Source organism: Halobacteriovoraceae bacterium (genome assembly GCA_020635115.1).
Taxonomy (GTDB): Bacteria; Bdellovibrionota; Bacteriovoracia; order Bacteriovoracales; family Bacteriovoracaceae; genus JACKAK01.
Genome location: JACKAK010000003.1, coordinates 353,643 through 374,270 on the forward strand (window position 1 = coordinate 353,643; position 20,628 = coordinate 374,270).

At 33.4% G+C, this 20,628-nt stretch carries 19 protein-coding genes, 1 tRNA gene and 1 pseudogene; 7 read left to right on the forward strand and 14 right to left on the reverse strand.

Translation table 11 applies throughout. The annotated features are described in order from the left end of the window. Positions 1-38 precede the first annotated feature (38 nt). Positions 39-127 (forward strand) — tRNA-Leu (locus H6622_06130). A 57-nt stretch (positions 128-184) separates the two neighbouring features. Here the strand turns inward: H6622_06130 and H6622_06135 are convergent. Further along, positions 185-310: pseudogene (locus tag H6622_06135) on the reverse strand (transposase). 167 nt (positions 311-477) lie between these two features. Here H6622_06135 and H6622_06140 point away from each other — a divergent pair. Continuing rightward, positions 478-1,386, forward strand: a complete 909-nt coding sequence (locus H6622_06140) for a hypothetical protein (GenBank protein MCB9061081.1) — start codon at positions 478-480, stop codon at positions 1,384-1,386. Between the two features lie 368 nt (positions 1,387-1,754). Here the strand turns inward: H6622_06140 and H6622_06145 are convergent, their stop codons facing one another. The 3 genes from H6622_06145 to H6622_06155 form a co-directional block, all read right to left on the reverse strand. Next, the gene (locus H6622_06145) at positions 1,755-3,347 is read right to left on the reverse strand and encodes a hypothetical protein (protein MCB9061082.1); all 1,593 of its coding nucleotides are present in this window, start codon (positions 3,345-3,347) and stop codon (positions 1,755-1,757) included. Between the two features lie 151 nt (positions 3,348-3,498). Continuing rightward, entirely contained in the window at positions 3,499-4,248 is a 750-nt protein-coding gene (locus H6622_06150) for a class I SAM-dependent methyltransferase (GenBank protein ID MCB9061083.1), read from the reverse strand. A 9-nt stretch (positions 4,249-4,257) separates the two neighbouring features. Then, positions 4,258-4,464 (reverse strand): hypothetical protein, encoded by a 207-nt coding sequence (locus tag H6622_06155; protein MCB9061084.1) that lies wholly within the window; start codon positions 4,462-4,464, stop codon positions 4,258-4,260. Between the two features lie 311 nt (positions 4,465-4,775). On the opposite strand from H6622_06155, the gene H6622_06160 reads away from it, so the two are divergent. Next, positions 4,776-6,038, forward strand: a complete 1,263-nt coding sequence (locus tag H6622_06160; protein MCB9061085.1) for a hypothetical protein — start codon at positions 4,776-4,778, stop codon at positions 6,036-6,038. Positions 6,039-6,063: 25 nt separating this feature from the next. Here H6622_06160 and H6622_06165 read toward each other — a convergent pair whose 3' ends face one another. Together H6622_06165 and H6622_06170 are read right to left on the reverse strand one after the other, a co-directional pair. Beyond that, the gene (locus tag H6622_06165; GenBank protein MCB9061086.1) at positions 6,064-6,774 is read right to left on the reverse strand and encodes a DUF1275 domain-containing protein; all 711 of its coding nucleotides are present in this window, start codon (positions 6,772-6,774) and stop codon (positions 6,064-6,066) included. Positions 6,775-6,833: 59 nt separating this feature from the next. Continuing rightward, entirely contained in the window at positions 6,834-9,098 is a 2,265-nt protein-coding gene (locus H6622_06170) for a response regulator (GenBank protein MCB9061087.1), read from the reverse strand. Positions 9,099-9,220: 122 nt separating this feature from the next. Here H6622_06170 and H6622_06175 point away from each other — a divergent pair, with 122 nt between their 5' ends. Beyond that, a complete protein-coding gene (locus tag H6622_06175; protein MCB9061088.1) occupies positions 9,221-10,237 on the forward strand; it encodes a hypothetical protein in 1,017 nt (338 codons plus the stop codon). A gap of 12 nt (positions 10,238-10,249) precedes the next feature. On the opposite strand, the gene nqrM is transcribed toward H6622_06175, so the two are convergent. The 8 genes from nqrM to H6622_06215 are packed head-to-tail and all read right to left on the reverse strand — an operon-like array spanning position 10,250 to position 17,304. Then, the gene (nqrM, locus tag H6622_06180; GenBank protein ID MCB9061089.1) at positions 10,250-10,483 is read right to left on the reverse strand and encodes a (Na+)-NQR maturation NqrM; all 234 of its coding nucleotides are present in this window, start codon (positions 10,481-10,483) and stop codon (positions 10,250-10,252) included. Between the two features lie 15 nt (positions 10,484-10,498). Beyond that, on the reverse strand, positions 10,499-11,488 hold the full coding sequence (locus H6622_06185) for an FAD:protein FMN transferase (GenBank protein MCB9061090.1): 990 nt from the start codon (positions 11,486-11,488) through the stop codon (positions 10,499-10,501). A gap of 10 nt (positions 11,489-11,498) precedes the next feature. Next, entirely contained in the window at positions 11,499-12,722 is a 1,224-nt protein-coding gene (locus H6622_06190) for an NADH:ubiquinone reductase (Na(+)-transporting) subunit F (GenBank protein MCB9061091.1), read from the reverse strand. Between the two features lie 19 nt (positions 12,723-12,741). After that, the gene (gene nqrE, locus H6622_06195) at positions 12,742-13,350 is read right to left on the reverse strand and encodes an NADH:ubiquinone reductase (Na(+)-transporting) subunit E (protein MCB9061092.1); all 609 of its coding nucleotides are present in this window, start codon (positions 13,348-13,350) and stop codon (positions 12,742-12,744) included. Between the two features lies 1 nt (position 13,351). Continuing rightward, positions 13,352-13,975: an NADH:ubiquinone reductase (Na(+)-transporting) subunit D gene (locus tag H6622_06200; GenBank protein ID MCB9061093.1), complete on the reverse strand. Its 624-nt coding sequence runs from the start codon at positions 13,973-13,975 to the stop codon at positions 13,352-13,354. Positions 13,976-13,977: 2 nt separating this feature from the next. Further along, positions 13,978-14,763: a Na(+)-translocating NADH-quinone reductase subunit C gene (locus H6622_06205; protein MCB9061094.1), complete on the reverse strand. Its 786-nt coding sequence runs from the start codon at positions 14,761-14,763 to the stop codon at positions 13,978-13,980. Beyond that, positions 14,753-15,958 carry an NADH:ubiquinone reductase (Na(+)-transporting) subunit B gene (locus tag H6622_06210; protein ID MCB9061095.1) on the reverse strand — a complete coding sequence of 402 codons (1,206 nt, stop codon included), beginning with the start codon at positions 15,956-15,958 and terminating at the stop codon, positions 14,753-14,755. Before H6622_06210 ends, H6622_06205 begins: the two co-directional genes overlap by 11 nt. Before the next feature lie 5 nt (positions 15,959-15,963). Next, positions 15,964-17,304, reverse strand: a complete 1,341-nt coding sequence (locus H6622_06215) for a Na(+)-translocating NADH-quinone reductase subunit A (GenBank protein ID MCB9061096.1) — start codon at positions 17,302-17,304, stop codon at positions 15,964-15,966. 159 nt (positions 17,305-17,463) lie between these two features. Here H6622_06215 and H6622_06220 point away from each other — a divergent pair, with 159 nt between their 5' ends. The 3 genes from H6622_06220 to H6622_06230 are packed head-to-tail and all read left to right on the forward strand — an operon-like array spanning position 17,464 to position 20,624. Next, on the forward strand, positions 17,464-18,219 hold the full coding sequence (locus tag H6622_06220) for an outer membrane lipoprotein-sorting protein (protein ID MCB9061097.1): 756 nt from the start codon (positions 17,464-17,466) through the stop codon (positions 18,217-18,219). Then, on the forward strand, positions 18,219-19,421 hold the full coding sequence (locus tag H6622_06225; GenBank protein ID MCB9061098.1) for an ABC transporter permease: 1,203 nt from the start codon (positions 18,219-18,221) through the stop codon (positions 19,419-19,421). The genes H6622_06220 and H6622_06225 overlap by 1 nt, the downstream gene beginning before the upstream one ends. Then, positions 19,422-20,624: an ABC transporter permease gene (locus H6622_06230; protein ID MCB9061099.1), complete on the forward strand. Its 1,203-nt coding sequence runs from the start codon at positions 19,422-19,424 to the stop codon at positions 20,622-20,624. Positions 20,625-20,628: the final 4 nt, after the last annotated feature.

The window sequence follows — 20,628 nt, forward strand, 5'->3', positions numbered from 1 at the left end:
ACATTATCAGCTCCTAGCAAATCAATCATATACATCACGCTGAGGTGGTGAAATTGGTAGACACTCAGGATTTAAAATCCTGTGACCTTAACAGGTCGTGCGGGTTCAAGTCCCGCCCTCAGCACCATTACTCTCTGATTCTTGATTCTTCCCGATCGATGGTGGGTAAACCATCCAAAGCCCTTCAACCACAGACACTTAAGAGACGTAACCGATAGTTATTTGGGTTCTTATGTCCATAAGCTCTTCTACTTACATGGGAAGCATTATTATTAAATCCCTCCGGCCCTGAATTTGTGAGACTATTTACAAAAAATTAAAAAATCCTGTCTCCCAAGTATTAATTCTTCTTATTTATTGTAGAGAACCTATTTTTTTTACAATTCGTTTTTTTAAATTTGAAAAAAAATTTTTTCGCACTTATTTTCCATTCTAATACAGCGTATAAAAGTGGTTCATCTAAACAAGGAGTTGCCAATGAAAACAATGTTACACAATTTACTGTCAATCTTACTTCTCATATCTCTGGTTTCATGTGGGAGTGATAGTTATGACCAATCACAAGAAGATGCTGATCAAAAGCTTTCTGAAATAACAGCAATGAGAACAGAGCTTGAAGGTTTGGGTGTTAGATTTTCAAAGGATACTGAATATCGTGCTTATGGATCTTATAATACAAAGTTTACAGTTCAATACAATGGTGCAAACACTGAAATTGAAAAAGATGAAAGAGTACTTCAAGTATTGAGAGTTTTTGTTCAATCAATCTCAAATTTTTTGGATAATTATAGCTCTGAAGATTGGTTTATTTCTCATCGAGATGAGCTTGAAAAAAATATGGAAACTGCTAGTCAATTGATTCCTAAAATAGAGCAATTGATTGAAAAGAAACAAGAGTTGCAACGTAAAGAAGACGAATACCATTCTCTTCAACTAAAAGAAAATTCTAGAATTGAAGGCAATATTGATAATATGCTGCAAATTATTAAAACAACCGAAAAACACTTAAAAAGTTTAGATATAAGTTTAGTTTTTTATAAATTTGTAGGCGAGCTTCACATTCCAATTTATGAAATCAAATATGGACTTGAATCTCGAATCGACGCAGTAACAAGCATAGCAGATTTTAAAAATTTAATTACAAGAATTGAACAAGTTGAATCTGAAGTTTCCGAATACTTTCAAAAACTTGATAAAGAAATTGAATTATTAAATGAAAAAAATATTAAAACAGAATTTACAAAAGAAAATCTCACTAAGTTGAAAGAAATTTGGGGAAAACACACTTCACTTAAAATTTTCCCTGAAATTTCTTCTCAGACCAAGGAAAAGATTTTAAAAGAAATCGAATATATTGAAAAGAATACGATCGAAAAAAATCCATAATCGGTATTTGTTGTTTAGCCAAACTTGTTTTTTCTCAAAAAGCAAAGTTATTATTTTTAGTATCATTTTGAAATGTTTGCCAAGATGGTACTTTTTTAACCTAGATAGATAACATTTTCCATCTTATTTAAATTTTGAATTGTTTGTTTGTTCATCCCAATAATTTTTAGATTAGACTCTTGCCATTCTATTAGAGTATTCATCAGACTGCAGTTTTATGAACAAGTCTAATTTTTATAATTAAAAAAATAATAGATAAAATAATTCAAAATTTTCAATGCGAATTCGCAATTTCTGTCTTTGCAATTAACTCTTATCAGCTTTCTTCAAATTATTTTTTAAATTGTTTTTACAAATTGTCATTTCATTTATTCAAGCCCAATCATCTGAAGCAGATTTTCCCCGCTCAATATTGATATAAAACCATCACTGTAATCGATAACAGAATAGGTATTATAGAATCCATTCGTCGTGTAACTATACTTAAAAAGAATATTGTCAACTTCATGAATTTTCATCAACTTTGAAGAATAATCATAAAGACCAATTGTTTTGTCCTGAAAATTAACAATAAACAAATTTTTTGCAGATGTAATTACAAATTGGTCCGCTCTTACAGGAATAGATTCTAAAACTTGAAAAAAATCATTTTCAAGTTTATATCTGTAGAATATGTTTCCAACAACTCCGTTTTGAATAGAGTTAGGATGCGAAACAAATAGTTCATTATTCGAATTGAACCTCAAATCATTGCCAAATGAATTCTCTGACCAAGTGTAACTACCTGTAGGTGGGAATATTTTCTGGTGCAATTGAAAAATTTGATCTATTCCCTTTTTGTAAATGAGTACAGATCTTGGTAAAACTCCATATTTTTTATCTTGATACCATTTATTGGGTTTTGCACTGATGGCCAAAAAATTATCACTTAATTCAATTCTATCTCCCAAAGTAGAATAAGTTCTATCCATTTTTATCAACTGATCAAATTTTAATATTTCATTTTCCAAATTATAAATCATTATTTTATCACTATAAGAGTAAGTTCCGCTATATAGGGGAAAAATCAACTTATTGTTTTTAAAATAAATTTTATTCCTTAAGGCCAAATTTGCATATTGCCCTAATTCCTCTAAGATTGATTCTGGATAAATTAGTTGTTTTAAAATAAATTTCTGAGTAGCACTATCCCATTTAAACAATGAGAACATTCCCCTACTATCGATCATTCCTGAATCTTCCTTAAAAATGGTAGTTTCATCAGATAAAATGAGAAACTCTCCATTTACATAACAATTACCAAATCCTAAAAGTCTTTGGTAACCTCCGCCGCCACTCGCATAATAATCAGGTTTTTGGCCTTCAAACAATTTCAAAGACTGCTCTAAATATTCTTGATCTATACTTTGAGCAAATTTCCAAGATCCATTTATTTTTCGATAGATAATAGCACCATTATTTTGAACGAGTTCGTTTGAATCTAATTTGTCGCTAGATGCGGAAACGCACATCAAATTTTTACTTATCGAAACACCGGCCCCCCTTTTTTGAGTGGGTAAGACTAGTGACGATTGATCTAAAAATACTTCTATAACCCTAATGGTTGTTTCACCTTTCAACCCATTTGAATCAACAACTTGAAATAGATAATCGTTATTAACTTGAATCTCTTCGAGAACTTTTATCTTAAATGTCTGATCATCAGTAGAAAGTACTTCAAAATGTTCTCGATCATGTATTAATTGATATGGACCTTGTCCACCTGATACATTCACATCAAAAATTTCACCTGGTGTGGCCGTAGGTTTCGATGAGACAACTAACCCCCAGACACCTTCACCATTTCCTTCTATTCGATTTTTACCAAAAAGTTGTTCTGTAAATTCTGTCGTACTTTCTACCTGACAAGAAAGACAGACAACTAAAATTAATAAATGTACGAATATCTTTTGTAATTTCATAATATTATTTTAAGTAGTAACTGATCGGTAAAATCAACTTATACTTAAATCTTATATTACACTACCCAAGTGTCTGTTATTACGTTAATTCTAAATTGGAACTAAAATATGATCCTAGCAAATAAATGAGTCATCTCTATGCCCTAAATGTCTATTTTTTGCCTTTTACACATTCAACATAGAAGCAATTCCCATGTTTTTCTATTCCTGAAATAATAAAACCACATTCCTTCATTAAATTTTCTATTTCTGTGAGAGTATAGAGTTTATATAAAATTCCCTTTTTAAGACCAAAAGTGTTTACCTTATTGGCCAAATATTTTAAGAAGCTTGGCCCTGAGGGATTTGAGAGAATATTCATTCTTAAAACACCTCCGTCCTTCATCACTCTATGTATTTCCAGCAAACATTCTTTTGGATTAGGAAAAGAATGAACCGCATTCGCAATATTAACTGTATCAAAGGTATAATTTTCGTATTTCATATTCGAAGCATCCATTCTATCCATAAAGAAATTGCCTCTTTTTGAAAATCTCTTTCTGGCCTCTTTAATCATATTTGTAGCATAATCTAGTCCATGGATCTCTGGCAGACTCCCTCGAAAGAAATTCAAACCTCTATAGTAGAAATAAATAAGTTCAAACAAACTTCCTGTTCCAACTGCAATTTCTAAATGTTTTGTTCCAATATTTTTTGCAAAATATCTAATTTGTTTAAATAGAAAATTTCTATACGCAATAACTAAAATACAAAGACCTCTGAGATCATAAAATAATCCAGAAGAATTGTATGCTTGATCAACGTCTTCTATTTTTTGCGTAGATGACAGAGAACTCTCTTTAAAGACTTTTTTATCTACAATGATTGTATTATTATTTCTTTCCTCTCTAACAGTTTCCATATGTACTCCTTATGACTTAAAAATTTTTAAATCCGAAATTTGTTCATTTAGATATGTAATCAAACTTGATATGAAATAAATCAATGCAAAAACTTCAGATGTTTTCTTCCAAGAAATTTCTTTTCTTCCATCTATAAAGCTTTCATGTGTTGTCGTATTACAATTCACATAGCGCGAACACATTTTCATTGTATTTTTTGATATTGATGCTTTCATAAAAGTTACACCTTTTAGTTGTTTTTCTAATATTGCCATGTTATCTTGATATTATTTGTCATATTTATGTCGCTATATAATATATTAATTTCAACAGGATAAATGATATAGACTTCGACAAAATTGAACATTTAATTCAACAGGGCGAACATCTTTTAGTTAAGCAAAACATAAAAAAAATTGCGAAAAGGGGTTCACTTTCTAGAAATAAAAAAACAGTTCTCGCTAATATATGTAAAAGAGTTGGGCTTCCGGAGCTTGGTTTATCAGTTCTTAGGCCTTTTGTAAGAAATAGGTTCAATGATTTAAAAATGGCAACTTCACTCGAAATCATTGAATATGCTGGATGTCTCGTTTCTCTAGGAGCTGTACATGAGGCCATCAATCTATTACAAACTAGAAACTTTGAACAATATCCTGAAGCCAACTTCACTTTAGGTATGGCCTATACTGCTTTGTGGGATGGTAAAAACTCAGCAAAATATTTTAAAGAGTTCATTAGTTCATCTCCCATATCAAATTATAGAAAGCAAATTGCTAAATTAAATCTCCTTCAGTCATATCTCTCGTATGAAACTCTGGAAAACTCTGTAGAACTTGCTGATTCAATACTTACAGATAACCAGAAATTAAATAGTTCCGTCATAACAGCTAATACTCTTATATTCAAAGCGCAGGCAATTGTTGATATATATCCTAGGGAAAGTGTTGAATTACTAAAAAAGGCCAAGGAGTATACAAAAAAGATGACTGGCCCTGATTTATGGATAGATAAATGGTTGGCCTATACCACTTTTTACATGGGAAACAAAAAAAAAGGCATTCGTGATATGAAAGAATGCTTAAAAAAATCAACTTTTTTAAAAAACACAGAAACAATCAGAGATTGTTTTTTTTATCATTCGTTGTTTACATCAAATGAAAAAGGAATTCAATATGTTTACAAGGGAACACCTATTTCTACTTTTCGAAAAAAAATACAAAATTCTTATCAGTTAATGTTTCAAAAAGATTTCGTCTTAGATCACTCTCCAATAGGTCCACGAAATGGACAATTGCTAGACTTAAATGGCCATGTTAATTTTAAAGGTTTAAGCAACAAAAATGATTCATACAAATTATTAAATATTTTATTAAGCGATTTTTTCAGACCATTTTCAATTCCTTATCTTTTTTCATTACTTAAACCTGATGAATATTATCTCGATAGTTCTCCTCAAGTCATGAGACAACAAATATACAAACTTAAACAAATTCTAAAAGAACATCATTTTTATATACCTATTATAAAAGAGAGATATGGACACAAAATTGATTTTGATAAAATCAATAATGTAAGAATAAAACTTGTAGATTCTGATCATATAAATGAAATTTCCCAGCTTGATCCTTTATTAGTTCTTTTAAAAAATAATTTTGAAAAGAAATCATTTAGAACAATTGATATTCAAGACTTTACTGGACTCAGTATGAGAACAATTCAACGCTCATTAAAAATAGGTCTTGATATGAAAATTATTGAAAGTAGAAAGATTCATCGAAAAACATTTTATTTTTTTAAAGTTAATTCTTAATAATTTAAGAAGAAATATGATCGGATTATTTTACAATGGCATTCTTTCTTGACTTGTAGAGCTTTAGTCCTACAAGAATGCTAAAAAATGAAGGAAATAGAAAAGAAAGAAACTGAAATTTGGGGAAGATGGCAACCCCAAAAAGACTTCCAAGAATAAAAGAAATTATCAAATTAATCCGAATTTTATTAAAATAATCTTCACTATGTTCTTTTGAAATGATTGATTTTGCCAATCCTATTCCGAGGTCAGTCGTTATACCTGTCAAATGAGTCGTTCTAATAATCGATTTAGAATAATGGGTGAAAATTGCATTTTGAGCTCCACAAGAAAACGCCAAGATGGAAAGTAAGATAAAGTCTCTAAAATTATGAAATTCTTCTCCAAAATTTCCAAAAAATCCAAATTTACCCAATATGGAAACCACCAGAAATAAAATACTTTGGATAACCAAAATATGGATATATACTGGGGGCCGGTTTTTTTGTTTTCTAACTTCTGTAAATATTGAACTTAAAAATGCTCCCCCCAAAAAAAAGACGGGGACTAACAAAAAATATATCGAATTGGCAAAATCACCATTCATTGTATGAATACTAAAGTGAGCAGAAAAACCAGTAATATGTGAGACAAAAATGTGGACGGTAAGTAGTCCCCCAACATTAACAAATCCCCCTTGGAAAGCAAGGAGAGACCATGTAATTCTATTTTCAGGACGTAAAATTATATCTGTCATAAGCTTTAATTATTTTAACATATACTTTTTATCATTATTTATTTTTTTCATTTTATTTTTTACGCTGCTAATACTTCCTTTAATTTATTGACATCAATTGGCTTACTGATAAATGCACTCAATCCCACTTCTTTACATTTATTAATATCAGATACGAAAGCATTTGCAGTTAGAGCAACAATTTGAGGAGCATTTTCATTAAACATTGCTAATATTCTTCTTGTAGTTTCAAAACCATCTATTTCTGGCATCTGTAAATCCATAAAAATTAGAGTATAGGGAATTTTTGTATCTTTGATTATTTGTAACGCTTCTTTACCATTGTTGGCAATATCGCATGTTAGACCTAATTTAAATAACATTTTTTTCAGAAGAATTTGATTAATTTCATTATCTTCAACCACAAGTATTTTATGTTTGATATTTCTTCCAAAATTAATATCATAGACTACCTTTTCATCTGGTTGTTTCATCATATGATCTTCGGGACTGATGTCTAACGGTAGACAAACTGTAAACGTTGTTCCTGTGCCAAGCTCACTGACAACTTTTACTTCTCCCTTCATCAAGTGAACAAGTTCATTGATAATTGCAAGTCCTAAACCTGTACCTCCATATTTTCGGTTTATCGACTCATCTGCTTGGGTAAAAGGAGTAAATAGATTTTTAACTTTTTCCTCAGGTATACCGCAACCAGTATCTATCACTTCAATTATTAAATCGCATTTATTTTTGTTTTTAGTTTTACATAAAAATTTAACCTTAACAGAACCTCTCGTTGTGAACTTTAAAGCATTTGAGATTAAGTTATTGATGATTTGTTGAATTCTTACGTAGTCTCCCTTCAAATAGGAAGGAAGATTTGAGTCTACTTCTTGGGATAGAATTATTTTTTTCTTCATCGCTTCTGTTTTAAAAAGATTAATTGAGTTTTTAAGAATATCATAAGTATTGAAAGTTATCATTTCAAACGTCATTTTACCTGAATGAATCTTACTAAAATCTAAAATATCATTCAAAATAGACAATAATTTATCACTACTTATCTTTATTGTGTTTAAAATTTCTTTTTGTTCAACAGTTAAATTGGTTTCTCTTATAATTCCAAGCATACCTATTATACCATTCATAGGAGTACGGATTTCATGACTCATTGTCGCTAGAAACTTCGACTTCATCTCATTTGAAATTTCAACTTCTCTAATTTCATTTTCAATTTTTTGTCTTGAATTAAGAACCATATTAATAATCCAAATGACAATTATTGAAATAAGACAGAAAATTGTTGAACCAACTAATGTCGTGTAAAAGATATCATATGCTTCTGCATGATCTATTTCTGTTGTAATTCCAATATTAAGAGGATTCTCCCAAGTCCATGCCCCAATAACCTTTACCCCTCGATAATCCCTATATCCTTCTAAATTTATTCCTGATTTTTTTAAAATTGCATTTTGAACCATTAAAGTTGGTTTCATATTCGTCTGATCAACGAGTTGAGATCTGGTATTCTTGCCTAATTTTTTCCCTGGGTCACGTATAGAGATCGTTGAAATAGTTGTTTTACTTTTTTCATCTATTAAACCTATATCTCTAAGTTGATCAATAAATCTTGTTCTACTTAACATAAGTCCATTTTCATCAAATGAATAAGTCTCTCCTGTCTCTCCCATCCGCCCTCTTTCTAATAACATTGTATAATCTGAATCTGGATGAATTCTCAGGGTAAAAATTGCAATAACTTCACCCGAATCATTTTTTATTGGAGCAAGGGTAAACATTGTTCTATCTTTTGCATTACTTTCAGAAAGATCATTTTTCATAGGATGTGAAAAAACAGTCTCTCCCTTTAATACTTTTTTAATTAATTTTTTTTTGTATTTCAGTGGGTTGATTTCCCCGATATTTGTATCTCGAGAGGAAGCTAAATTAACAAAACTTGGTGAAATAATGAAATAGCCGTTATGGCCTTTGGATTTAATAAAAGGCAGCATCAATTCCCTTGTTTTCTTTTGAGCATTGCTTTCAACCAGTTTATATTTTAAGGACTTATTATTCTTTGAATTCATTTTTTCAATCTCTAATAACTCTACTGCAAAATTTTGAATTTCTTTTTGTGTGGACCAGTATTGAGTGACCTGTTTTTCACCCGTGGCCCAGGAGTCCATTGCTTGCTTTGTTGTATTAAGTACAGTTTGTAATGATTGTGCTAAATTTTCTTTTGTTTTAATTAATATGTGTTTTATAAAAAAACCATAAACGAGCAAAAGAATGATCGTCGACAGAGTCGGGATAGTTGTTTTTGGTAGATTTATTTTTTTCACAGACAGCTTAACGGTATTTAAGATAATAAATTTTATTTACTCTTCTACTTATTACATTTTTATTTATTTTCAGCAATGCTCCCAATTGACTTTTTTACTCAACTCGAGGATAACAATTTCCCATGAAAATACTTATACATAGCATACTACTCAGTTTAATATTCATTAACATCACCAGTGCAAACGAAAACTGGATTATACTTAAGCAAAAAAGTAAAAATCACCTTCTAGATGATAGGCAAAAAATCTTAAAACGAATTTGGAAGCACCCTTATACGCAAGAATTATGGTCAACTTCTTATGATCGATATGAGCTTTTTTTAAGAAATCATGATGCGAATATAGAGGATGCTGAAGGCTTCTATGAGTATCTAATGGATTTAAAGTATAAAAAAACTTTCTATGATCTTATTTATCTTGGCATTCATAATGAAGATATTATTGACCTTATTTTTGTGATAAATGAATCGACTTCTAAAGAAGATATCAAAAAATTCCAAAATGTTTTAAGAAATCAGGCATTAGAAGCTGCTCTTAATAAATTTCAAGTTAGTCGTGAGCTACTTCCTAAAATTGAACTGCAACTTCTTTTAGGCAATGGTCTAAGTAATCACAAGGACATGGACAGATTGCATAAATCTCAAAAAGAAGGAAAGTCGATCAATCCAAGATTACTAAGTGAAGAAGGATTTAGCGCATTACTTCTTGAAATCTTTTTTAACGCCCCTAAAGAAATTCAAGATTTTCATATTAATAAATTCATAAATGACTTTGCCCGAAATAAAGAACTTACAATGAAATTCGATATTATCCCTCATACATATGATCAGTTCGTTGAAATAATTGAATTGATGGAGCTAATTCCTTTCAATATGAAAATGAGTCGAATAGATATGTTTAACTATAATCTTATGAAGATTCTCTCTCATGAGAAGGTTGATTGGCAGAAATTACTAAAAAACTTCCTCGCTCAAGACTATTTTTCTTATGAGGTATTTGAAAGAGAAATTAGCAAAGTTCAAGATGCTCGGTCATCCAGAAATCTTAGACGTAAATTGCATATTAGAGAATCTGGACATGGCATTAAAAAGATCTTTTATGTTTGTCAAAAGCTTCTTCTCAAGAAATTTACTCTTTAGACGTTTTTAAGATTACTCTACAAAATCTAATAAACTTTTTGTTTCTTCAGGGGCCTTTTCACCACGTTTGTACCATTTATTTTTGTCGCATTCTTCTTTTTTTTCACAAAACATGCAGTCCTCCCCCATGATTTTGCCAAGCCCTCCACAAGAGCCCTTCAGATTGCGATTACTGAAAATCACTCCTAATGCCATTGCAATGATTGTTAATATAAATACGCCAAGAGTTAATATAAATATCTTCATGGGACGTAACTTACATCATTGGATAGCGTTTGAAAATGCGGGAGTTTGCGAAGACACAATTTGACCAGCACTTTCATAGAGAAAGTAGGCCGCAATTCCTAGTTTCGTTGCCAGTTCAAAACCTTGATCAGGACCTAACACACTAAGTGCCGTTGCCCAAGCATCGGCCTTCATACACGAATGAGTATCCAAAACTGTGACGCTAACTAGTTTATGTTTAACAGGATATCCACTATGGGGATTAATAGTATGTGAATAAGTTTTATCTTTATACTTAAAAAAATTTCTATAGCTTCCAGATGTTGCAATCGCGATATCACTTATTTCTAAAATTCGTTGAAGATCCCTATTTATTGTACTTGGTTTTTCAATAGCAATTTTCCACTTACGATTATTATTAAATCCTCGCAGTGACATTTCACCACCTATTTCAATCATAAAATCATTTATATCAAATTGCTTATGCAAGACATTAGCAACTTGATCAACCCCATATCCCTTAGCAATGGCCGAGAGGTCGATGTAAAGTTTGGGATGATTTTTTATCAAAAAATTTTCATTTATTTCAAGTTTATTCATCCCCACATATTTTAATGTCTCCAAAACTTCTTTATCACTTGGTGCCCCGATTTTTTTTTGCGGGCCAAAACCCCATAAATTAACTAAAGGCCCAACTGTAATATCAAAGGCCCCATCACTTTTTTCAAATATCGTTTTGGACATTTGCAAGACAGCAAAGAGCTCTGAAGAAATTGATAATCTTTGAGAAGGTAGACTCTGATTGATGCGGGAAAGTTCAGAATTTTCAATATAAGTGGACATGACATTATTTATGTCTGCTAACTTTTGATCAATTGCATCTTGAATTTCTCGAGTTGATTTATCAGATTTTTTAAACTTTATATTATAGGTCGTACCCATGGTACGACCTTTCAAATGAATTAAATCTGTATTATTGCAACTTAAAACGGATATTAAAGCTAGGCCAAAGGCCCAATTTTTCATACTTAACCTATTAACCGCCGAAGTCGTCTAGCATAATATCTTCTCTTTCTACCCCTAAAGAAATGAGCATATCAATTACACATTTATTCATAATAGGAGGTCCACAAAGATAGTACTCACAATCTTCTGGGCTTGGATGATTCTTCAAATATTCATCAAAGAGAACTTGATGTATAAATCCTTTATAACCTGTCCAATTATCTTCAGGCAGTGCATCTGATAAAGCACAATGCCATTTGAAATTTTCATTTTCATTTTGAAGGGAATCAAAATCTTCGACGTAGAACATTTCACGAACTGAACGTGCACCATACCAAAAGCTCATCTTTCGTTTAGTCTTTAATCTTTTTAGTTGATCAAATATGTGCGATCTCATTGGGGCCATACCTGCTCCACCTCCAACAAAGATCATTTCTTTTTCTGTTTCCCTAGCAAAGAACTCTCCAAATGGCCCTGAAATCGTAACTTCATCACCTGGTTTCAGATTAAAAATAAAAGAAGACATTTTCCCAGGTTCAACGTTGGGCAATCGAGGTGGAGGAGAAGCAATACGCACGTTTAGCATAATGATTCCTCTTTCTTCTGGATAATTTGCCATTGAATAGGCCCTAATGGTTTCCTCATCCACTTTAGATTTGTATTGCCAAATATTAAATTTGTCCCAATCTTCTCGATATTCTTGTGCAACATCAAAATTTTTGTAATCAATTGATAGACCTGCAGGTCTTTCGATTTGAATATAGCCTCCGGCCCTGAAAGGAACGCTTTCTCCGGCAGGTAATTCTAAGACAAGTTCTTTAATAAAGGTAGCAACGTTATTGTTTGAGCGAACTTTACACTGCCATTTTCTGACACCAAAAACAGATTCTTCAACTTCGACTTTCATATCTTGCTTTACTGTTACTTGGCATGAAAGCCTTTCGCCTTTTTTTGCTTCTCTTTTTGAGATATGTGAAAGTTCAGTTTGCAAAATTTCACCACCACCTTCATGGACTTTAACTTTGCACTGGCCACAAGTTCCACCACCACCACAGGCAGAGGAAACAAAAAGTTTTTGATCGGCCAAAACATTTAAAAGTTTCCCTCCACAGGGCACTTCTACTGTTTTTTCACCATTAATAACAAGTTTTACATTTCCGCTTGGAACAAGTTTGCTTTTGGCAATCAAGATGATGGCAACAAGGGCCAATATAATGGCCGTAAACATACCAACACCGAGTAAAATTTCATTCATTATATGCTCACTTTTCTAATTATAGTTGTATTCCTGAAAAAGCTAAAAATCCGATGGCCATAAGTCCAACAGTAATGAAGGTTATGCCTAAACCGCGAAGTCCAGCAGGAACATCAGAATATTTTAATTTTTCTCTCACTCCGGCCAAGGCCATAATTGCAAGGGCCCATCCAAAACCAGAACCAAGACCAAAGACGACACTCTCTCCAAAAGTATAATCTCTTTCAACCATGAAAAGTGAAGCCCCTAAGATTGCGCAATTTACAGTAATCAAAGGAAGAAAAATTCCAAGAGCGTTGTAGAGAGGAGGAAAAAATCGATCTAGTCCCATTTCTAAAATTTGCACAATTGCAGCAATAACAGCAATATAAGATATGAGTCCTAGAAATGAGAGATCAATTCCCTCAAGACCGGCCCACTTTAGAGCATTTGCCTTAAGGAAATAGTTATAGATTAAGTTATTTGCTGGTACTGTAATGACCTGTACAAAAATAACAGCAATCCCAAGGCCAATTGATGTACTTACCTTTTTAGAAACTGCTAAGAAGGTGCACATCCCGAGGAAAAAGCCGAGTGCCATGTTTTCTATAAATACTGATTTAATAAATAAGCTTAAATAATGTTCCATCCTAATTCTCCGACTCTACTTGATCTTTTCTCCAAGTTCTTAATGCCCAAATAAATAGACCAATCAGAAAAAAAGCACTTGGTGATAAAAGCATGAGACCATTTGGTTGATACCAACCGCCATTATTAGTTAGTGGCATAATTTCAAAACCTAAGATTTTTCCGCTTCCTAAGAGTTCTCTAAAAAATCCTACAAATAATAGTACAAAACTATACCCTAGCCCATTTCCAATACCATCAAAAAAGCTCATGATGGGGCCATTTTTCATAGCGTAGGCCTCAGCTCGTCCCATAACAATACAGTTTGTAATGATGAGACCAATGTACACAGACATACTTTTTGCAACATCATAGATAAATGCTCGAAGGATTTGATCCGTCACGATAACGAGAGAAGCAATAACTGTCATTTGGACGATAATTCTAATACTAGAAGGTATGTGGTTTCTAATGATACTAACAAACATACTTGAAAGTGCTGTTACCATTGTAACGGCCAACGACATGACAAGAACCGCTTCTAATTTTGTTGTAACGGCCAAGGCTGAACAAATTCCCAGAATTTGTAAAGCAATGGGATTATTGTTAAAGAGGGGCTCAAAAACAACTTTTTTTAACTGACTCATTTCTACATCCCTCCATTGTTTGCTCTAAAATAAGCAAGGTATTTGGAAAAACCATCTTCGCCTAACCAGTAATGTAGAAGATGTTGAACACCTCTACTTGTTATCGTTGCACCAGAGAGGCCATCAACTTTTGAATTGGCCGTCGGTGAATTTGGATCAACTTGTCCTTTAACTATTTCAATCGCAGGAAAATTATTATTATTGATAGCAGATTTTCCAATCCAAGATTTTTTCCAGTTTGGATTATCAACTTCCCCACCAAGACCAGGAGTTTCTCCATGCTCATAAAAACCAAAACCTTTGATTGTTCTCGTGTCAGGTGCAAGAGCGAGAAAGCCATAAAGGGTAGACCACAATCCTTTACCATGAACAGGCAGAACAATCATTTTAATCTGATCTCCATCCATCACATGATAAACTTTTGAAAATTTGCTTCTAGATTTAATACTGGCCGTATCTTTGTCTCCTGGGATTTGTACGGACATTTTAGGATCTTTAGCAGCTTTTCTCTGATCAAAAGTTTCAGGATCAATACCTTCTGCAGGAGCTCCCGTAGAAAGGTCGATCACAATCGTTTTTACCTTCTTAAATTGTTCAAGAATTTCTTCCTTGCTGGTTTTTCCCTGTATAAGCCCGGCAGACATCAGAAGATTTTTCTTAACATCTAAAATTTTATTTTCGTTTTGTAAGGGTTTAAGAATTACGGCCGCCCCTGAAACTAAAATTGAACAGACAATACACAATGCCGCAGCGACAATGACTGTCTTTTTAACGCTATCATTGGGCATTTCTAAACTCCCTTCTTTTAATGTTACTCTGTATAACGAAGAAATCAATTAATGGAGCAAAGATATTTCCGAAGAGAATGGCCAACATCATCCCTTCAGGGAAAGCTGGATTAATAACTCTAACGAGAATAACCATGAAACCAATTAATGCTCCATAAAAATATTGGCCTTTAAATGTCATCGAAGCACTGACAGGATCTGTGGCCATAAAAACTGTCCCAAAAGCAAATCCACCTAGTACTAGATGCCAATAGGCCGGTAGTGAGAACATGGCATTTGTCGTACTTCCAATTGTATTAAGCAAATAAGCAAATACACACATACTCAAAAGGGTTGAGAGTTGAATTCTCCATGAACCTATTCCAGTTAAAACCAACCAAAAGGCCCCAAACAAACAGGCAAGAGTAGAAGTTTCTCCCATTGAACCAGGAATTAATCCTAGAAAAGCATCTTTCCAAGTGACAGTTATTGCACTTGCTCCACCTACTGCAGCTTGAGCAAGAGAAGTCGCGCCAGTAAATCCGTCAACGGCGGTCCAAACGGCATCACCTGAAATGGCCGCAGGATAGGCAAAAAAGAGAAATGCTCGGGCGGTGAGTGCAGGGTTTAAAAAGTTTTTACCTGTTCCGCCAAATATTTCTTTACCGAAAACAACGCCAAAGCTAATTCCAATTGCAACTTGCCATAATGGAATTGTAGGAGGGAGAGTGAGAGGGAAAAGTAGACCTGTTACGAGAAAGCCTTCATTTATTTCGTGCTTTCTAACAGTCGCAAATAATGCTTCCCAAAATCCACCAGCAAGGTTTGTTACGAGGAAAACAGGAACAAAATAAAGTGCTCCATGGATAAAGCAAGAAAAAATGCTTAGGGGATCGGGCGTTAACCCAAGGGCCGCAAAAATTTGTCCTCTCCATCCTGCAATTTCTGAAATCCCTTGTTTCAGCATAATTGAATTGGCCTGTAGTCCAGTATTATACATGGCCATCAAAATACAAGGTGTAAGTGCGACAGCAACAGTTGTCATTAAACGTTTTAAATCCAACCCATCGCGAAGATGCGTTTTTCCAGTAGTAACCTCACCTGGAGTATAAAGAAAAGTATCTATCATTTCATAGACTGCATAGAACTTTTCAAATTTACCGCCTTTGGCGAAATTTGCATGCTGGCCATCAAGGAAATCTCTTATGAACTTCATTATCCTTATCCTTCCTTCTCAATAATTGTTAAAATTTTTCTGAGTATTGGCCCGTAGTCTATCTTTCCAGGATCAACAAACGTACATAATGAAAGATCTTCTTCATCTAACTCCAAAGCACCCAACAACTGTGAAAGATCAGTATCATTTGTTATAAGAGCTCTAAGAAGTTGAGTTGGAAGAATATCTAGAGGCATGACTTTTTCATATGACCCTACAGGAACGATTGCTCTAAAAGAGCCATTACGATCAGTGGTAAGATTGAACATTTTTCCAGGAAATAATTTCGAGACAAATGTTCTTTGAACAGAGAATTTATCTAAACCAGGCATTTGCCAACCAAGAAATTCTCTCTCTCTCCCCTCTTCCAGGATAGAAATTTGATTATTAAATCGACCTAAATAATCAAAAGGGCCTGAAGCAAGATGTCCATTAAGTGGTGATCCAGAAATTATTCTATTGTCACCTGCTTTTACCTCACCATTAATAACTTCTGAAATCTTGGCCCCTAGTCTTGTCTTAAGCAGTCTTGGAGAAACTGCTTTCGGGCCGGCCACTGCAACAATTCTTTCAGTCCACAACTGACCTGTTGTAAAAAGTTTTCCAACAGCAATGACATCTTGATAATTGATTGACCAATTGGTTTTTTTCAAACTCACAGGATCTAAGAAATGCATATGAGTTCCACTATTACCAGCAGGATGAGGTCCATTAAACTCAACAACTTTCACATCTTTTAAATCGTTTAAGGATAGTTTTTCTTTTTTTGATACACAAACAAAAGTATTTTTCTGACCTATTTTAGAGAGTATTTTTACTCCGTTAGAGAAGTCTTCATTATATTGTCTTAAAATTACTTCCGGATCAGCGGCCAATGGGTTTGTGTCCATAGCATTGATAAAAATAGAATTTGGCAAAGTATCTACGCCCGGACTTTTGGAATATGGCCGTGTTCTAAAGGCCGTCCATAGTCCACTTTCTATGAGTTGGGATCTAATTTTTTCGGGTCTTATTGAATCTAAGGACTGGTGCTTGTCAAATTCTATTGCTCCTTCATCAGATGATATTTCAACAACAATAGACTGAAATGCTCTTTTATCTCCTCGATTTATTTCTAGAACTTTACCAGCAGCAGGAGAAGTAAAAAGAACACCTGGCACTTTCTTATCCTCAAACAGCACTTGTCCAATTTTAACTTCATCTCCAACTTGAACATTCATGGTAGGTTTCATACCTACATAATCTGGTCCAAGCAGAGCAACTTTAGTTACGGGTTTTGCATTCTCAATAGTCATTTTGGGAAAACCAAGAAGAGGCAAATCCAGACCTTTCTTTACTTTAATCATAGATCGTTTCAACCTGTTAACGGGTTATTAAAATTAAACTAGAATTCTTTTCAATCTGAATCCTGCAGTTTAAACTTTTGATATGAAAATACTATTTATCATTAAGCAATACATTTCGTCATCACCAAGTGTTAGCTTTTTTTTAAGGATCGCGTTATTATGAAAAATGCAACGCAATGTTTTAATCGATTTCTTTTATTAACTCTCCTTACATTTACTCAATCAACATATGCAGTAGACATTGCGAGTATCTTAAATAAAGTTGACCAACTTTATAGGGCCCAAACAAGTATTTCAAATATATCCATGAAAATAGAAACTCCAAACTGGCAAAGAACCTTAAACATGACAATTTGGACCAAGGGACTTGAACTTACTTTTGTCACCATACACTCTCCTAAAAAAGATCAGGGAATTTCTACTCTTAAACGTGATAATGAGATGTGGAATTATTTTCCAAAAATAAATAAAGTGATGAAAGTTCCACCCTCTATGATGATGGGGTCTTGGATGGGATCTGATTTAACAAATGATGACTTGGTCAAAGAAAACACATATCTGGATGATTACAACGCAAAGCTAAAAATTGAAAATGACGAAGAATATTTAATCGAGTTAACTCCAAAGGAGCAAACAATTTCGATATGGGGAAAAATTGAGATTGTCATTGATAAAAAAAGACTGATACCAAGAAAACAATTTTTTTATGATGAGAAAAATACCATTATAAGAACGATGAGTTTTCTTGATGTTAAAAATGTAGATGGACGCGAAATACCGGTGAGACTTGAAATTGTTCCTCACACAGAGCAAAAGACCGGTCATAAAACGACAATTACCTATGAAAATATATCCTTTAATCCACCTATTCCTCCAGAAACCTTTACAAGAAGCAATTTGCAAAAGAGGAGATGATGCTTTTAAAAATTGCCTTTCGAAATGTGTTAAGACAAAGAAGACGAACATTATTAACAGCTTTAATGATGATAGGTGGATATGTACTGATTTCATTTTCGCTAGCGTTAGTAGAAGGTTCGTATTCTGGTATAATAAATTTTTTTACTTCTCAAGACACTGGCCACGTCAAAATTCAAAATAAGAATTATCCACAAAGTGAACTCATTCATGACGGTGTAAATAGTATTAAAATATTAGAGCAAGATTTACTTAACAGTAAAGAAGTTGATTCTTTTGCTCCTCGTTTTATTTCAGGAGCTCTGGCCTTTATTGGAAACAAAACAGTAGGAGCAGAAGTCAGGGGTTTAAACTGGGAGCGAGAAAAAAAAGTCACCAATATTGAAAAAAGAATTGAGCAAGGCCAGTGGACAACTTCAATCGGAAATAATGAAGTCCTTATAGGCAAAAAAATTTCGCAGATACTAAAAGTAAACCTCAATGATGAAATCGTGCTTTTTTCACAAGGTGCTGATGGATCGATGGCCAATGATATTTTTATTATTAAAGGCATTTGCGAAAGTGATGGAAATTCAATAGATGACTATAGAATATATATGGATATGAATTCAGCTCAAAATTTCTACTCATCAGACAAAATTCACGAGTATGCAGTGAAACTTAAAAATATAAAAGATTCTCAACATTTCTCTAAAATTTTCTTTCCGGGTAAAAATAATATTGTCCGCCCTTGGCAAGAGGTTGAAAAAGAATTTTTCAAGGCAATGGAAATAGATAAAAAAGGCAATCGTATAAGTTATTTGATTATAATGCTCGTGGTTTCTTTGGGGATACTTAATACTGTATTAATGTCTACTTTAGAAAGAACAAGAGAGTTTGGAGTGATGAAAGCGATTGGAACGACTCCTTTGCATTTAATTTTTCAAATCATTTTAGAAGGGCAGATTCTAGCGGTCATCAGTTGTTTTTTTGCCTTTTTTATTTCATTTCTTATCAATTTTTACTTTCAAAAATTTGGAATCAGTTTTGCACAGCCTATTAGCTATGGCGGAATGTATATGACTGGTATGTATGCCCAAATTGACCTCAATGTTTTTCTATCACCTTTTATCATTGTTTCACTATGCACATTTGTAGTAAGTCTGTACCCTGCATTTCGAATCACTCAAATATCTCCAGTTGTAGCGATGAGGGAGGTTTAGATGATTTTTTTTAAAATGGGTCTAAGAAATCTTTTCCGAAATAAACGTAGAAGCTTTCTTACAATGGCGGCCATAAGTGTTGCTGTAACTGGATTAATCGTAAGTGATGGCTTCATGGAAGGCATGTCGCTAAACATGGTAAAAACAGCAACATCTGGAGTGCTTGGTCATGGACAAATTCATTCTTTACAGTATATAGAAAATCCTCAGTCTGAAAACTTTATCATCAATAGTGAAAAGCTTGAACAAGAATTAAATGAAGATAAGTTAATCAAAAGTTGGACAAAACGTGTCTATAGTTTAGGGATGGTTGCAAGTGCTCGCAACGCACGAAACTTATCACTAATTGGAATTAATCCTAAGACAGAATTTCAAACGACTAGTTTAAGCAATAAATTTGATCAAACAAGTCCTGGTGAAAATCTTTCTGAGATTTTCCTACCCCCCTTGATTTTACAAAAACTAGGTTCACAGGTTGGAGAAAAAATTGTTTTGACGACGACAGACATTAATACAGGAGAGATAAGACAGGACATCATGTACATAGGCGGTACTCATTCTGTTTCTGATAGTTTGGGATTTCTTCATATCAAAAAGTTGCAAGAACTTTTAAATCTAAAAGACAATTTCCATGAAATCGTTCTCAATTTAGGCAATCCTTTTCTCTTGCAATCTATTGCGGATCCTTTTTGGAAAAAACACTCAACCTCAACATATAAGGCCCGTGGTTGGAAAGAAATAAATCCAGGAATCGCAGCGATCATGGATATGTCAAAAATGTCGATGGGAATTATTGGAATCATCATGATGATCCTCATGTCGTTAATTATTACGAACGCCTTATTTATGGCAATATTTGAGAGAATTTTTGAATATGGAGTTGCCAGGGCCCTAGGTACTGAAAATAAACATTTAGTTTTGATGATGTTCTCTGAAACTTTAGGACTTGGAGTTGGGGCCGCATTGGCCGGTATCATTCTTTCGCTGATTATTGGTGGGGCCTTGGCAATCTATGGTGTTGACTATTCTGGAGTTGAATTCAACCAAGTCACCTTTTCTGAGCCAGTACGGTTTATCTTCAGATGGCATCAATGGGTTCTTTACCCGGGACTTGCAATAGTATTTACACTTCTAACTGGAATATATCCGGCCTATTACACAACTAAAATAACCTTAAGTAGAGCACTCAAAAAAACAATGTAGGGAA